This is a genomic window from Pseudomonas sivasensis (assembly GCF_052938085.1).
The window spans coordinates 155,403-169,881 of record NZ_CP176442.1 but is presented as its reverse complement, the minus strand read 5'-3'; the positions used below and the strand labels follow the sequence as shown (position 1 = coordinate 169,881).

The 14,479-nt window shown below is 58.5% G+C and carries 14 protein-coding genes; 4 read left to right on the top strand and 10 right to left on the bottom strand.

Going from position 1 to position 14,479, the window contains the following annotated elements:
• Nucleotides 1-51: 51 nt before the first annotated feature.
• A complete protein-coding gene (locus tag ACKZ62_RS00825) occupies nucleotides 52-1,410 on the bottom strand; it encodes a glutamine synthetase family protein (RefSeq protein ID WP_032884240.1) in 1,359 nt (452 codons plus the stop codon).
• A gap of 598 nt (nucleotides 1,411-2,008) precedes the next feature.
• Here ACKZ62_RS00825 and ACKZ62_RS00820 point away from each other — a divergent pair.
• Nucleotides 2,009-3,385 carry a glutamine synthetase family protein gene (locus ACKZ62_RS00820; RefSeq protein WP_003213894.1) on the top strand — a complete coding sequence of 459 codons (1,377 nt, stop codon included), beginning with the start codon at nucleotides 2,009-2,011 and terminating at the stop codon, nucleotides 3,383-3,385.
• A gap of 220 nt (nucleotides 3,386-3,605) precedes the next feature.
• Complete coding sequence (locus tag ACKZ62_RS00815) at nucleotides 3,606-4,235, top strand: TetR/AcrR family transcriptional regulator (protein WP_032884245.1); 630 nt, start codon at nucleotides 3,606-3,608, stop codon at nucleotides 4,233-4,235.
• Nucleotides 4,236-4,362: 127 nt separating this feature from the next.
• Here ACKZ62_RS00815 and ACKZ62_RS00810 read toward each other — a convergent pair whose 3' ends face one another.
• From ACKZ62_RS00810 to ssuE, 6 genes are all read right to left on the bottom strand, one after another.
• Complete coding sequence (locus tag ACKZ62_RS00810; protein ID WP_003176783.1) at nucleotides 4,363-4,578, bottom strand: TOBE domain-containing protein; 216 nt, start codon at nucleotides 4,576-4,578, stop codon at nucleotides 4,363-4,365.
• Nucleotides 4,579-4,606: 28 nt separating this feature from the next.
• The gene (ssuB, locus tag ACKZ62_RS00805) at nucleotides 4,607-5,413 is read right to left on the bottom strand and encodes an aliphatic sulfonates ABC transporter ATP-binding protein (protein WP_032884247.1); all 807 of its coding nucleotides are present in this window, start codon (nucleotides 5,411-5,413) and stop codon (nucleotides 4,607-4,609) included.
• Complete coding sequence (gene ssuC / locus ACKZ62_RS00800) at nucleotides 5,410-6,198, bottom strand: aliphatic sulfonate ABC transporter permease SsuC (RefSeq protein WP_032884249.1); 789 nt, start codon at nucleotides 6,196-6,198, stop codon at nucleotides 5,410-5,412. Before ssuC ends, ssuB begins: the two co-directional genes overlap by 4 nt.
• 9 nt (nucleotides 6,199-6,207) lie before the next feature.
• Nucleotides 6,208-7,356 carry an FMNH2-dependent alkanesulfonate monooxygenase gene (gene ssuD / locus ACKZ62_RS00795; RefSeq protein WP_003176786.1) on the bottom strand — a complete coding sequence of 383 codons (1,149 nt, stop codon included), beginning with the start codon at nucleotides 7,354-7,356 and terminating at the stop codon, nucleotides 6,208-6,210.
• A gap of 25 nt (nucleotides 7,357-7,381) precedes the next feature.
• A complete protein-coding gene (locus ACKZ62_RS00790) occupies nucleotides 7,382-8,350 on the bottom strand; it encodes a sulfonate ABC transporter substrate-binding protein (RefSeq protein WP_447096221.1) in 969 nt (322 codons plus the stop codon).
• A 92-nt stretch (nucleotides 8,351-8,442) separates the two neighbouring features.
• The gene (gene ssuE, locus ACKZ62_RS00785; protein ID WP_032884253.1) at nucleotides 8,443-9,036 is read right to left on the bottom strand and encodes an NADPH-dependent FMN reductase; all 594 of its coding nucleotides are present in this window, start codon (nucleotides 9,034-9,036) and stop codon (nucleotides 8,443-8,445) included.
• On the opposite strand from ssuE, the gene ACKZ62_RS00780 reads away from it, so the two are divergent.
• On the top strand, nucleotides 9,035-9,232 hold the full coding sequence (locus tag ACKZ62_RS00780) for a hypothetical protein (RefSeq protein ID WP_143521203.1): 198 nt from the start codon (nucleotides 9,035-9,037) through the stop codon (nucleotides 9,230-9,232). The two genes, ssuE and ACKZ62_RS00780, sit on opposite strands and share 2 nt — an antisense overlap.
• 124 nt (nucleotides 9,233-9,356) lie before the next feature.
• On the opposite strand, the gene ACKZ62_RS00775 is transcribed toward ACKZ62_RS00780, so the two are convergent.
• Nucleotides 9,357-9,995, bottom strand: coding sequence for a peroxiredoxin (locus ACKZ62_RS00775; protein ID WP_032884255.1), 639 nt, complete (start codon nucleotides 9,993-9,995; stop codon nucleotides 9,357-9,359).
• Between the two features lie 292 nt (nucleotides 9,996-10,287).
• Nucleotides 10,288-11,688, bottom strand: a complete 1,401-nt coding sequence (locus ACKZ62_RS00770) for an OprD family porin (protein ID WP_447096220.1) — start codon at nucleotides 11,686-11,688, stop codon at nucleotides 10,288-10,290.
• A 370-nt stretch (nucleotides 11,689-12,058) separates the two neighbouring features.
• On the opposite strand from ACKZ62_RS00770, the gene tauA reads away from it, so the two are divergent.
• Complete coding sequence (tauA, locus tag ACKZ62_RS00765) at nucleotides 12,059-13,045, top strand: taurine ABC transporter substrate-binding protein (RefSeq protein WP_447096219.1); 987 nt, start codon at nucleotides 12,059-12,061, stop codon at nucleotides 13,043-13,045.
• Between the two features lie 132 nt (nucleotides 13,046-13,177).
• Here tauA and argA read toward each other — a convergent pair whose 3' ends face one another.
• Nucleotides 13,178-14,479, bottom strand: coding sequence for an amino-acid N-acetyltransferase (argA, locus tag ACKZ62_RS00760; RefSeq protein WP_032884260.1), 1,302 nt, complete (start codon nucleotides 14,477-14,479; stop codon nucleotides 13,178-13,180).

Sequence of the window (14,479 nt, the reverse complement as noted above, 5' to 3'; positions counted from 1 at the left end):
TCCTAGACTTTTCAGTTAAGGGCGCGCGGGTTACCCCGTGCGCCCGGCGCATCAGACGGCGAAGAGCAGGAATTCCCGCTCCCACGAACTGATCACGCGCTTGAAGTTTTCATGCTCGGCCCGCTTGACCGCGACGTAGCCTGTGATGAATTTCTGACCCAGGTATTTCTCGATGGTCTTGCTGTTTTCCATGCGTTCCAGGGCGTCTTCGATGGTCAACGGCAGACGCAGGTTGCGTCGTTCGTAACCACGACCTACCACCGGTGCGCTCGGGTTATGGCCTTCGACCATGCCGATGTAGCCGCACAGCAAACTGGCGGCAATCGCCAGGTAAGGGTTGGCGTCGGCCCCCGGCAGGCGGTTTTCTACGCGGCGGTTCTGCGGGCCGGCATCCGGTACGCGCAGGCCGACGGTGCGGTTTTCTTCGCCCCATTCCACGTTGACCGGCGCCGAGGTGTCGGGCAGGAAACGGCGGAACGAGTTCACGTTGGGAGCAAACAGCGGCAGCAATTCAGGGATGAATTTCTGCAGGCCGCCAATGTGGTTGAGGAACAGCTGGCTCATGCTCCCGTCTTCATTGGAGAAGACGTTCTTGCCAGTCGCGATGTCGATGATGCTCTGGTGCAGGTGCATCGCGCTGCCGGGCTCGCCGGTCATCGGCTTGGCCATAAAGGTGGCCGCCACGTTGTGCTTGAGCGCTGCTTCACGCATCGTGCGTTTGAACACTAGGATCTGGTCAGCCAGGGACAGCGCATCGCCGTGACGGAAATTGATTTCCATCTGCGCGGTACCGTCTTCGTGGATCAGCGTGTCGAGGTCCAGCTCCTGCAGTTCGCACCAGTCGTAGACGTCTTCGAACAGCGGGTCGAATTCGTTGGCGGCTTCTATAGAGAAGGACTGACGACCGGTCTCCGGGCGCCCGGAACGGCCAATCGGCGGTTGCAGCGGGAAGTCAGGGTCTTCGCAGCGTTTGGTCAGGTAGAACTCCATCTCCGGCGCCACGATGGGCTGCCAGCCTTTGTCGGCGTAGAGCTTGAGGACTTTCTTGAGCACGTTGCGCGGCGACAGCTCGATCGGGTTGCCTTGCTTGTCGTAGGTATCGTGGATCACCTGGGCGGTGGGCTCGATGGCCCAAGGCACCAGGAATACCGCGTTCTGGTCGGGGCGGCAGATCATGTCGATATCGGCCGGGTCGAGCAATTCGTAATAGATGTCGTCTTCGACATAGTCGCCGGTCACGGTCTGGAGCAGAACGCTCTCGGGCAGGCGCATGCCTTTTTCGGCGATGAACTTGTTGGTCGGCGAGATCTTGCCCCGGGTGATGCCGGTGAGGTCGCCAATCATGCATTCGACTTCTGTGATCTTGTGGTCTTTCAACCAATCGGTGAGCTGGTCGAGGTTGTTACTCATAAATGCCTCTGGGCTGGGTTTCCTGGCATCCATTAAAGGCCAGGCGTTGGTTGACGCAGCATCCGCGTCGTTTTGTTCATTCAGGGTAGGAGCTTACCTGCCATTTGCTGCAGCGTTGCATTCCTCACGCCAAAGTCGTGCAGAATCATGATCGGCTCCGTGGACGGGAGCCGGTCAGAGGCAGTTGAGGTGGCAAAGAAGAGGTCGGACGGGCCGTCAAGAATATTAGCCGGTGCAGGGACATTCACGCGGGGCGAACGAACTGCGGACAACGCCTGGCTGGAGCAGGCAGAGACGCCGAGCGGCGGCAGGTGAAACATGAAGCACCCCGGTATTATTGCTGTTATGGGTTTGAATCGAGCTTAGCCTTGTTCATTTTTTTACACAACACCCCCGTAAAAAATACAACACGGCCCGCTCAAGCCTGCGAGTCCCAAGCGAATCAAATGCAAAAAACCGCCCCAAAAAGCCCCAAAAATGCCTTCACGGCGCTTTTTTAGGGCAAAAAAGGCCTCGCTTGACTTCGGCATGCCGTTCGGGTTGACTGAAACCAGAAAAGATCAATGATTGATATTTTTAACAACAAAGGTGTTGCATCATGTCGGTACCCCCGCGTGCCGTTCAGCTTAACGAAGCGAACGCGTTCCTTAAGGATCATCCTGAGGTTCTGTACGTAGACCTTCTAATTGCGGATATGAATGGTGTGGTGCGCGGTAAGCGCATCGAACGCACCAGCCTCCACAAGGTTTACGAGAAGGGCATTAACCTGCCTGCCTCTTTATTTGCCCTGGATATCAACGGCTCGACGGTGGAAAGCACCGGCCTGGGTCTGGACATCGGTGATGCTGACCGAATCTGTTATCCAATCCCCGACACCCTGTGCAATGAACCTTGGCAAAAGCGCCCTACCGCGCAATTGCTGATGACCATGCACGAACTTGAAGGTGAACCTTTCTTCGCCGATCCACGCGAAGTGCTCCGCCAAGTTGTAAGCAAATTTGACGACCTCGGTCTGACCATCTGCGCTGCCTTCGAGCTTGAGTTCTACCTGATCGACCAGGAGAACGTGAACGGCCGCCCGCAACCGCCCCGCTCGCCGATCTCCGGCAAACGCCCGCACTCGACACAGGTCTACCTGATCGACGACCTCGACGAATACGTCGACTGCCTCCAGGACATCCTGGAAGGTGCCAAAGAGCAAGGTATCCCGGCTGACGCCATCGTCAAGGAAAGTGCCCCGGCGCAGTTCGAAGTGAACCTGCACCACGTCGCCGACCCGATCAAAGCGTGCGATTACGCTGTACTGCTCAAGCGCTTGATCAAGAACATCGCCTACGACCATGAGATGGACACCACCTTCATGGCCAAGCCTTACCCAGGCCAGGCAGGCAACGGGCTGCACGTACACATTTCGATTCTGGACAAAGACGGCAAGAACATCTTTGCCAGCGAGGATCCCGAGCAGAACGCCGCATTGCGTCACGCGATCGGCGGTGTGCTGGAGACCCTACCCGCCCAAATGGCGTTCCTTTGCCCTAACGTTAACTCCTACCGTCGTTTCGGCGCACAGTTCTACGTGCCGAACTCGCCGTGCTGGGGCCTGGATAACCGCACCGTGGCGATTCGCGTACCGACCGGCTCGTCCGACGCTGTACGTATCGAACACCGTGTAGCCGGCGCCGACGCCAACCCTTACCTGTTGATGGCTTCGGTCCTGGCAGGCGTGCACCACGGTCTGACCAACAAGATCGAACCGGGCGCACCCGTGGAAGGCAACAGCTACGAGCAGAACGAGCAGAGCCTGCCGAACAACCTGCGCGATGCCCTGCGCGAGTTGGACGACAGCGAGGTGATGGCCAAGTACATCGATCCTAAGTACATCGATATCTTCGTCGCCTGTAAGGAAAGTGAGCTGGAAGAGTTCGAACACTCCATCTCCGACCTTGAGTACAACTGGTACCTGCATACCGTCTAAACGACGGCTGCAGAAAAAAGAGCGCCGCAGACCTTATGGTCTGCGGCGTTTTTTTTGGGTTTCTTCCAGAAGACCGAGCCAGCCTCATCGGGGGCAAGCCCCCTCCCACATTTGAATGTTCACAGATCAAAGTGTGGGAGGGGGCTTGCTCCCGATGGCGGCCTGGAAGACAACACAGACTCCTACTCATACAATGCCCGCTGCCTTGTAGGAGACTTCCATGACCACCCGCCCCGCCGCCCCTCGCAAACCCCGCGCACGCAGCCAGGCGCGGATCGACGCGATTCTCGACGCCGCCCGCACCTTGCTGGCCGCCGAAGGCGTGGCCGGCCTGTCGATCTACAGCGTGGCCGAGCGCGCGCAGATTCCGCCGTCGTCGGTGTATCACTTTTTCGCCAGTGTGCCCGCGTTGCTGGAAGCATTAACCGCTGACGTCCACGCAGCCTTCCGCGCGGCCATCCAGGCCCCCATCGACCATGACTCACTCAAGCACTGGCGGGACCTGTCCTACGTGGTCGAGCAGCGCATGCTCACCATCTACAGCAACGACGCCGCCGCGCGCCAATTGATCCTGGCCCAGCACGGGCTGACCGAAGTAACCCAGGCGGATCGTCAGCATGATCTGGAATTAGGGGATTTGATGCTGGCGGTGTTCAGCCGTCACTTCGAAGTGCCGACCTTGCCGACTGATGTGGATGTATTTGCGCTGGCGTTGGAACTGAGTGATCGCGTCTACGCGCGCTCAGTGCATCAGCATGGGCTGATCACGCCGCGCATGGCGGAGGAAGGGATGCGCGTGTTTGATGCGTATGTGGGGCTGTATTTACCGGCGTATCTGCCTAAGCGCTGAACCCTGGGTTAGCTGGGCGGGCCTCATCGGGGGCAAGTCGAATCGTCGCACCGCCCCTCCCACATATTGATCTGTGAACACATTCAAAATGTGGGAGGGGGGTTGCTCCCGATAGCGGTCCAAGTGATCACAACTTGGCGATCGACACCTCAGTCGACTTCACGAAGGCAATCACTTCGCTGCCGATCACCAGCTCCAGCTCTTTGACCGAGCGAGTAGTGATCACGGAAGTGACGATACCGGACGCGGTCTGCACGTCGATTTCCGACAGCACGTCGCCGACTACGATTTCCTTGATGGTGCCTTTGAACTGGTTACGCACGTTGATAGCTTTAATAGTCATGGTGTTCTTCCTTCGCGGGACAAGTGAGTTATTGAGCCCAACGCAATTGCGTAGGCAGCGGTGAAACAGGTTCGGGTTCCGGCGGTGTACCGGGCAGCGACAGCACACGGTTGAGCACTTCAGCTTCCAGTGCGGCCAGGCGGTGTGAGCCACGGGCACGCGGACGTGGAAGATCAACGATCAGATCGAGGCCGATCTCGCCGTCTTCGATCAGGATCACCCGGTCGGCAATCGCCACCGCTTCGCTGACGTCATGGGTCACCAGCAACACAGTGAAGCCGTGCTTCTGCCAAAGGTTTTCGATCAGTTGCTGCATCTCGATGCGAGTCAGGGCATCCAGCGCCCCCAACGGTTCATCAAGCAGCAGCAGGCGCGGTTGGTGGATCAGCGCACGCGCCAGGGCGACACGTTGCTTCTGGCCACCCGACAGAGCCGCCGGCCATTCATTGGCACGCTCGGCCAGGCCGACCGCTTCCAACGCCTCCAGCGCTTTAGGGCGCCAGTTGCCGGTGAGCCCCAGACCCACGTTGTCGATGATCTTTTTCCACGGCAGCAAACGTGCTTCCTGGAACATCAACCGCGTGTCTTCAATCGCTTCGCTCAGCGGCGCAGAACCGGCCAGCAACTCGCCGCCGCTGGCTTTGTCCAGGCCGGCCAGCAGGCGCAGCAAGGTACTTTTGCCGCAACCGCTGCGGCCGACCACGGCCACGAACTGACCCGCCGGAATGTGCAGATCAATCTCTTTGAGCACTTCACGTGCGCCGAAAGATTTGCGCAATTTGCGCACCGCCAGAGGAATTCCCTTCAGCAGGCGCGGAGGTTGTTGAGCTGTCATGCCGCACCGCCTTTATTCACTTGATACGCCGGATGCCAGCGCAACCAAACCCGCTCCAGACCGCGCGCGGCCAGATCGGCGAGTTTGCCGAGGATCGCGTACATCACGATGGCCAGTACCACCACGTCGGTTTGCAGGAATTCACGGGCGTTCATTGCCAGATAGCCGATGCCCGAGCTGGCGGAGATGGTTTCCGCAACGATCAGCGTCAACCACATAAAGCCCAGAGCAAAGCGCACGCCCACCAAAATCGAGGGCAGCGCGCCCGGCAGGATCACTTGCCAGAACAGGCTGAAACCGGACAAACCGTAGCTGCGCGACATTTCCACCAGCGCCGGGTCGACGTTGCGGATGCCGTGATAGGTGTTCAGGTAGATCGGGAACAACGTGCCGAGGGCGACCAGGAAAATCTTCGCGGTCTCGTCAATCCCGAACCACAGGATCACCAGCGGAATCAGCGCCAGGTGCGGCACGTTGCGGATCATCTGCACCGAGCTGTCCAGCAGGCGCTCGCCCCATTTCGACAAACCGGTGATAAAGCCCAGCGCCAGGCCGATGCTGCCACCGATCACAAAGCCCAGGCCGGCGCGCCAGCCACTGATGGCCAAGTGCGTCCAGATTTCGCCGCTGGCCACCAGGTGAACACCGGCTTCAATCACCGCACTGGGCGCCGGCAGAATGCGCGTCGACAACCAGCCCGCCGACACCGACAACTGCCACACCGCCAGTAATAGAATCGGCAGCACCCAAGGCGCTACGCGATGGCTCAATTTTTCAAAGTTCATAACGCCGCCTCAGCTCTGTGACGCAGCTTTGGGAAGGATGTCGTTGGCGACCATTTCACCGAACGGGCTGACGTAACCGGCGCTTTTCGGCAGTTCGGGACGTTCGATGTCCAAGTGCGGAAACAGCAGTTCAGCCACCCGATACGACTCTTCCAGGTGCGGATAACCGGAGAAGATAAAGGTGTCGATGCCAAGCGCAGCGTACTCCTTGACCCGCGCCGCAACGGTTGGGCCATCGCCCACCAGCGCGGTGCCCGCACCGCCACGCACCAGGCCGACACCGGCCCACAGGTTGGGGCTGACTTCGAGGTTGTCGCGGTTGCCGCCATGCAAGGCAGCCATGCGCTGCTGGCCGACGGAATCGAAGCGCGCCAAGGAAGCCTGGGCACGGGCGATGGTGTCGTCGTCCAAGTGCGAGATCAGTTTGTCGGCGGCTTTCCAGGCCTCATCGTTGGTTTCGCGCACGATCACATGCAGGCGTATGCCGAAGCGCACGGTGCGCCCGAGTTTCGCGGCCTTGGCCCGTACCTGTTCGATTTTCTCGGCGACTGCGGCCGGTGGCTCGCCCCAGGTCAGCACCATCTCCACCTGTTCGGCTGCCAGGTCCTGGGCCGCTTCGGAGGAACCGCCAAAGTACAGCGGCGGACGCGGTTGCTGGATCGGCGGGTAGAGCAACTTGGCGCCTTTGACGCTGATGTGCTCGCCGTCGTAATCCACGGTTTCGCCTTCCAGCACGCGGCGCCAGATGCGGGTGAATTCCACCGAAGCCTGGTAGCGCTCTTCGTGACTGAGGAACAAGCCATCACCGGCCAGCTCTTCCGGGTCACCACCGGTCACCAGGTTGAATAACGCACGGCCGCCGGACAGTCGATCCAAGGTCGCGGCCTGACGCGCCGCCACCGTCGGGGAAATGATCCCGGGGCGCAACGCGACAAGGAATTTCAAACGCTGGGTCACCGGGATCAGCGAGGCGGCCACCAGCCACGAGTCTTCGCAGGAGCGACCAGTGGGGATCAGCACCCCGCCGAATCCCAAGCGGTCAGCGGCCTGGGCCACTTGCTGCAGGTAACCGTGATCAACGGCGCGAGCGCCTTCGGCGGTGCCAAGGTAATGGCCGTCGCCGTGGGTAGGCAGGAACCAGAAAATATTGAGGCTCATGGAGTTGTCTCCTGAAGAAGTCGAATTACGGCGCTTTGGCCACAGCGGCGGGTGGCGTCCAGATCACGTCCTTGATGCTCAAGGGTTTGGGGATCAATTTGAGTTGGTAGAAGCTGTCGGCGATCTTTTGCTGGGCGGCGACCACTTCCGGGGTCAGGAACAGCGCGCCGTAGCCTTGGCGTTTCACCGAGGTCAGGGTGATATCCGCCGGCAGGCCGAGCAGTGGCGCGACTTGTTCAGTCACTTCCTGGGGGTTGGCCTTGGACCACTCGCCCACGGCGCGCACTTCTTCAATCAGTGCCTTGACGACTTCAGGGTGCTGCTCAGCGTAGGGCTTGGTCGCCAGGTAGAACTGATGGTTGTCGGCGATGCCGGTGCCGTCACGCAGGGTGCGGGCTTGCAATTGTTTCTCGGCGGCAGCTTGGTACGGGTCCCAGATCACCCAGGCGTCTACGCTGCCACGCTCGAACGCGGCGCGGGCATCGGCGGGCGGCAGGAACACGGTTTGTACATCGGTGTATTTGAGGCCGGCGTCTTCCAGGGCACGTACCAGCAGGTAGTGCACGTTGGAGCCTTTGTTGAGCACGATTTTCTTGCCCTTGAGCTCGGCCACCGATTTGATCGTCGAATCTTTCGGTACCAGGATCGCTTCACTGGTGGGCGCTGGCGGCTCGTAGGCCACGTAGAGAAGATCGGCACCGGCGGCCTGGGCGAACACCGGCGGGGTTTCGCCGGTCACGCCGAAGTCGATGGAGCCCACGTTCAGGCCTTCAAGCAGTTGCGGACCACCGGGAAACTCGGTCCATTGCACCTGCACGCCCTGGGCGGCCAGGCGCTTTTCCAGGGTGCCTTTGGCTTTGAGCAGCACCAGCGTGCCGTATTTCTGATAGCCGATCCGCAGTGTCTCGGCGGCTTGAGCTTGAACGATGGCGCCGAAGGACACAGCCGCAGCAAACAGTGCGACCAGACCACGACGCAAGATGACAGTGCTCATGGCGCTCTCTCCAAATATGCGATTAGAGTTTTGGCTGCACCTGCTTGGCCGTTAGCGGCTGAGTAAGGTGAGTGTTTCTTAAAGGGTGAGGCTCAGATGCTCCAGCGAGCAGTCAACAAACGGTCATTCAACACATGGGGGTCCAGCGGTTTAGGGCGGCGGGCCATGGCGCTGTAGAGCGTTTCCAAAGCCTCATGCAAACGGTGTTCAAGCACCGGCACCAGTTGCGCCTGGGCGCTGCCTTCGGCGTAAGCAATCTGGCTATCTTCGGCAAAAATGCCGTGGAGCAATTCCTGGGCTTTCAACGCCGACAACACTGGCTTGAGCGCGTAGTCCACCGCCAACATATGGGCGATGCTGCCGCCGGTTGCCATCGGCAATACGATCTTGTGGGCCAGGGCGCGTTCGGGCAGCAGGTCGAGTACGGTTTTCAGCGCACCCGAGAACGAAGCCTTGTACACCGGCGTGGCGATCACCAGGCCATCTGCATTAGCCACCTGTTGCAGCAAGTCGATGACCTTGGGGCTATCGAAGCGCGCGTGCAGCAAGTCTTCGGCCGGGAAGTCCCGTACCTGATAACTCACCACTTCAACGCCTTTGTCTTGCAACCATTGACGGGTTTTTTCCAGCAAGACCCCGGATCGGGAACGCTGGCTGGGACTGCCTCCAAGTGTTACGACCAACATGCAGGAATTCCTTGAGCAAGTGCCGGCGGTTCGCTGTGCGGCGATGGCGCCAATATGTGACAGACCTTATCAGCAGATTTATATATCTATAAATCTTATTTTTTCATTTGTTTATTCTTTAAATGCATATGTAGTTCGTAAACCGCCAGGCGAAAAAAAAGGCCGTAAAAACGGCCTGAAAACCCCTGCTATGTGATTCGGTTTGCAACTTGAAATGCAGTCAAAATGTGGTGGCTTGCTCCCGATTACGGTGTGTCAGTGACCAACGAATTGGCTGATCCACCGAAATCGAGGGCGAGCCCCTCCCACACAGTTATGTGCTAACGATTGGGCTGTGGAGTAAGCCGCAGATACGGCTTCACCGCCCGATAACCCTTCGGAAAGCGCTTCTTGATCTCTTCCTCATCCTTGAGCGACGGCACGATCACCACTTCATCACCGTCCTGCCAGTTGGCAGGAGTGGCGACTTTGTAGTTGTCGGTCAGTTGCAGCGAGTCGATTACCCGCAGGATTTCGTGGAAGTTGCGACCCGTACTGGCCGGATAAGTGATGGTCAGGCGAATCTTTTTGTTCGGGTCGATCACGAACAGAGAGCGCACCGTGAGGGTGTCATTGGCGTTTGGATGGATCAGGTCGTAAAGGTCCGAAACCTTGCGGTCGGCGTCGGCGAGGATCGGGAAGTTGACGATAGTGTTCTGGGTTTCGTTGATGTCTTCGATCCACTTGTGGTGCGAATCCACCGGGTCGACCGACAGGGCGATGGCTTTGACGCCGCGCTGGGCGAATTCGTCCTTGAGCTTGGCGGTAAAACCAAGCTCGGTGGTGCACACCGGGGTGAAGTCCGCCGGATGGGAAAACAACACACCCCAGCTATCGCCCAACCATTCGTGGAAACGAATCTTGCCGGCGCTGGAATCCTGTTCGAAGTCGGGGGCGATATCGCCCAGTCTTAGGCTCATGGTGTGGCTCCTGGTGAGTGCTTATGGAGCCCACTGTGCATGGATTAGAGATTATTTAAAAAGAATAAATATCGATTTATCTAGACGATAAAGGAATATTAAAAATGTGTTCATTGGACGCCGGAAACGGTGAAAGGCACCATCGTTTCCAAGGTTCGAGAAGGCCTTGAGACGCTGTACAAAGAGGGTTCAGGAAGGGCTTGCGGGGGTTGAGCCCGACTTGAAAAGCAAGACACCTTGCCCGGCGTTGCGCCGGGCAAGGTTTTTACAGTCTTACAACAGCTTCAAGCTACTAGAACAGTGGCAGCGAGTAGCTGACGATCAGGCGGTTTTCGTCCTGATCGCGCTGGCCGGCAATGTCGTTGCGCCACATGGCGTTTTTCCAGGCTACGCCAACGTTCTTCAGCGGACCTTGTGGCACGACGTAGGCAACAGTGATGTCACGTTCCCACTCGCTCGCGCCGTTGGAGTTTGTCTGGACCTGAGCAACACCCACTCGGCCACGGGTATCGATATTGTCGCCACGCAGGTAAACCACACCAGCGGTCAAGCCAGGTACGCCAATCTTGGCGAAGTCATACGCGTAGCGAGCTTGCCAGGTACGTTCGCCAGCACGGGCAAACTTGGCAATCTGCGAGTCAGTGGTCAGATAAGCCGACGCACCATCGCCCTGGTTCAGGAACGGGAAGTCACTGTTGCCGTTGCTGGCCTGGTAACCGCCACCGAAGGTGTGACCTTCAACGGTGTACAGAAACAAGCCGCTGTACAGGTTGTTGTCGACTTTACCTTTGACGATATTAGCGCCGGCGGCGTTAGTACCGTAGTCACCGCTGGTGAAGTAGTTGGCGTCGTTGCTGTTGTTACCGTCAGAGCGGCTATTGAAGTAGCGCAAGTCGGTTTTCAACACGCCAGGACCGATAGCCCAGTTGTGCAGCAGGCCCAGGAAGTGTTGCTTGTAGAACTGGTCCAGATTGCCGTAGTAGTACTGGGCAGTCAGGTCTTTGGTGATCTTGTAGTCGCCACCGGCGTAGATGAACTTGTTGCTGTCGCGACCCGCAGCAGTACGACCGTTGGCACCTGCGATGGACAGGTTTTCAACGTTGCTGGAGTTACGACCCTTGGCCTTTTCGATCTGACCCGCTACCAGCGTGAAGTCCTTGATATCGTTGGTAGTAATCTGGCCACCCTGGAAGGTTTGCGGCAGCAGACGACCATCGTTGGTCACCAGAATCGGCAGCTTTGGCTGCAGCGTGCCCAGCTTCAATTCGGTCTGGGAGATCTTGGCTTTGGCAGTCAGGCCCAGGCTGGAGTAGTTATCAACGGCTTCGCCATTGGACTTGCTCGGGAAAACCGTGCCGCCGTAAGAGCCAGCGTTGCCAGTCGACGGAGCAGTGGCGCCGTTGGTGCCGCCGCCCGAATCCAGACGCACGCCCAGCAGGCCGATAGCGTCAAGACCAAAGCCTACGGTGCCTTGGGTGTAGCCGGAGATGAAGCGCAGGTCGAAAGCCTGGCCCCACTCTTCCGACTTGTTCTGCGCGCCGGCTGCTTTGGTAGCGTCGTCACGGTTATCAGTGTTGATGTAGAAGTTACGCAGACCCAGTGTGGCCTTGCTGTCTTCGATGAAACCGGCAGCGCCTGCTTGCTGGGCGATCGCGCCCAAAGCTACAGCCAAAGCCAAGGTGGACTTCTTCATGTACCGCTCCTCTCATTTCTAATTTTTGTATTTCTTTGGTCTCGGGTCTGACGCCCTCGATCCACAGATGCGCGATTACCACCGGATAGTGACTGACAAGTCAATCGTAACCTTGTGTGTCTACTACCTTCGTCTAATCGCAGTTGATTTGGTCCCTGCAGGGTAATGAGTTTTTCATACACCCAAAAAGAATTATTTCATTCTTTTTCATACGATCTGGGAATAAGCCTTTGCATGAAAAGGACCGGTCAGAATAGACCACCCGCTCCATAAGCTAATTCCTAAAGGGTATTTATTAGCGCTTTTTTAGATCGATTAGTGTGACGACTCTGCTGCATACGTCACCCACGATCAAAAAGGCGACGCCATCATGGCCAAACGCATATCCTCCCGTCAATTTGTTACAGTTTTTGTGTCACTAATAGTTTCTTTTGCTGTCCAAGCCGCCGATTTGACCATCGGCTACCAAACCGGCATCGATCCCAGCAAGGTCCCACAGGCCGATGGTGCCTATGAAAAGGCCATTGGCGAGAAGATTGCCTGGCGCCGCTTCAACAGTGGTCCGGAAGTCGTAACGGCCATCGCCTCCGGCGATGTGCAAATCGGCAACCTCGGGTCCAGCCCACTGGCAGCTGCTGCCTCGCGCAATCTACCCATCGTCGCGTTCATCGTATCGGCGCAGATCAATAGTTCTGAAGCCCTGGTAGTTCGCAACGGCAGCGGCATCGATAAACCCGAAGACTTGATCGGCAAGACGATCGCGACGCCCTTTGTCTCGACGTCTCATTACAGCCTGCTCGGCGCCTTGAAGCACTGGGGTCTGGACACTAAGCAAGTCAAAGTGGTCAACCTGCAACCGGCTGAAATTGCCGCTGCGTGGAAACGTGGGGATATCGATGGAGCCTTCGTGTGGTCGCCTGCGCTGGGAGAAATCCGCAAGACCGGCAAAACCCTGACTGACGCGGCCCAGGTGGGCCAGTGGGGTGCTCCGACGTTTGAAGTCTGGGTGGCGCGCAAGGATTTTGCGGAGAAACATCCTGAGGCAGTGGCCAAGTTTGCCAAGGTGACCCTGGACTCGTTCGCCGATTATGCCGCCCATAAAGACAGCTGGACGGTGGACTCGGAGCCGGTGCAGAAAATCGCCAAATTGACAGGCTCTAATGCCGCGGACATTCCCGAGCTGCTGGCAGGCACCACATTCCCGGATGCCCAAGCGCAGCAAACCGATGCGCTGCTCAAAGGCGGCACGGCGAAGGCGATTGGGGAGACAGCGAAATTCTTGAAGGAGCAGGGGAAGGTTGAGACGGTGCTACCGGACTATTCGGGCTTTGTGACCGACAAATTCATCAAAGACTAAACTCGGTAAAAAACGTGGGAGGGGGCTTGCTCCCGATGGCGGTGTATCAGTCGACATCTCTCTGACTGATACACCGCTATCGGGAACAAGCGCCCTCCCACATTTGGATCTCCAGCGCTTTGAAGATCGGGTTTACAGCGCCTTTTCGAAAATCTTCGAATTACGCTGATAGTTGTACAGCGACGCCCGCGCCGACGGCAGTCGGTCCACAGTACTCGGTACAAAACCACGCTCACGGAACCAGTGCGCGGTGCGAGTGGTGAGGACGAACAAGGTCTTCAAGCCTTGGGCACGGGCGCGTGTTTCGATGCGCTCGAGTAACTCATCACCACGACCGCCATGGCGATACTCCGGGTTCACCGCCAGGCACGCCAGCTCACCCGCATCCGAATCGGCAATCTGATAAAGCGCCGCACAGGCGATGATCATGCCTTCGCGCTCGACCACGCTGAACTGTTCGATTTCACGCTCCAGCACTTCCCGCGAACGGCGTACCAGGATGCCCTGCTCTTCCAGCGGGCTGATCAGATCAAGCAAACCACCGACGTCTTCGATCGCCGCTTCGCGCACCAGTTCGAATTGCTCCTGGGCCACCAGCGTGCCGCCGCCATCGCGTGTAAACAGTTCGGTGAGCAGCGCGCCATCTTCGGCGTAGCTGACGATATGGCTGCGCCCTACCCCGCCCCGGCAAGCCTCGGCCGCGGCATCGAGCAGTTCGGCCTGGTAGTTGCTACTGCCCAGGCGTTGCAGGTGAGCCGGTACTTGTTGCGGACGCAGTTCGCGCACCAACCGGCCATTTTCATCGATCAGGCCGAGGTCGGCGCCGAACAGCAACAGTTTGTCGGCTCCCAGGTCGATGGCGGCGCGGGTGGCGACGTCTTCGCAGGCCAGGTTGAAGATTTCACCGGTAGGCGAGTAACCCAATGGCGACAGCAGCACGATGGAGCGCTCGTCCAGCAGGCGATTAATACCTTTGCGGTCGACCCGACGCACTTCGCCGGTGTGGTGATAGTCCACGCCTTCCAGCACTCCGATCGGGCGCGCGGTCACGAGATTGCCGCTGGCCACGCGCAGGCGCGAGCCCTGCATCGGCGACGAGGCCATGTCCATCGACAAGCGCGCTTCAATAGCGATACGCAGGTGGCCGACGGCGTCGATAACGCATTCCAGCGTCGGCGCGTCGGTGATACGCATACCCTCGTGATAAGCCGGGATCAGGCCGCGCGCTTCAAGGCGCGCTTCGATCTGTGGGCGCGAGCCATGAACCAGCACCAGCCGCACGCCCAGGCTGTGCAGCAGCACCAGGTCGTGGACGATATTGCCGAAGTTGGGATGGTCCACACCGTCGCCAGGCAGCATGACTACAAAGGTGCAGTCGCGGTGGGCGTTGATGTAGGGCGAAGCGTGACGAAGCCAATTGACGTATTCGGGCAT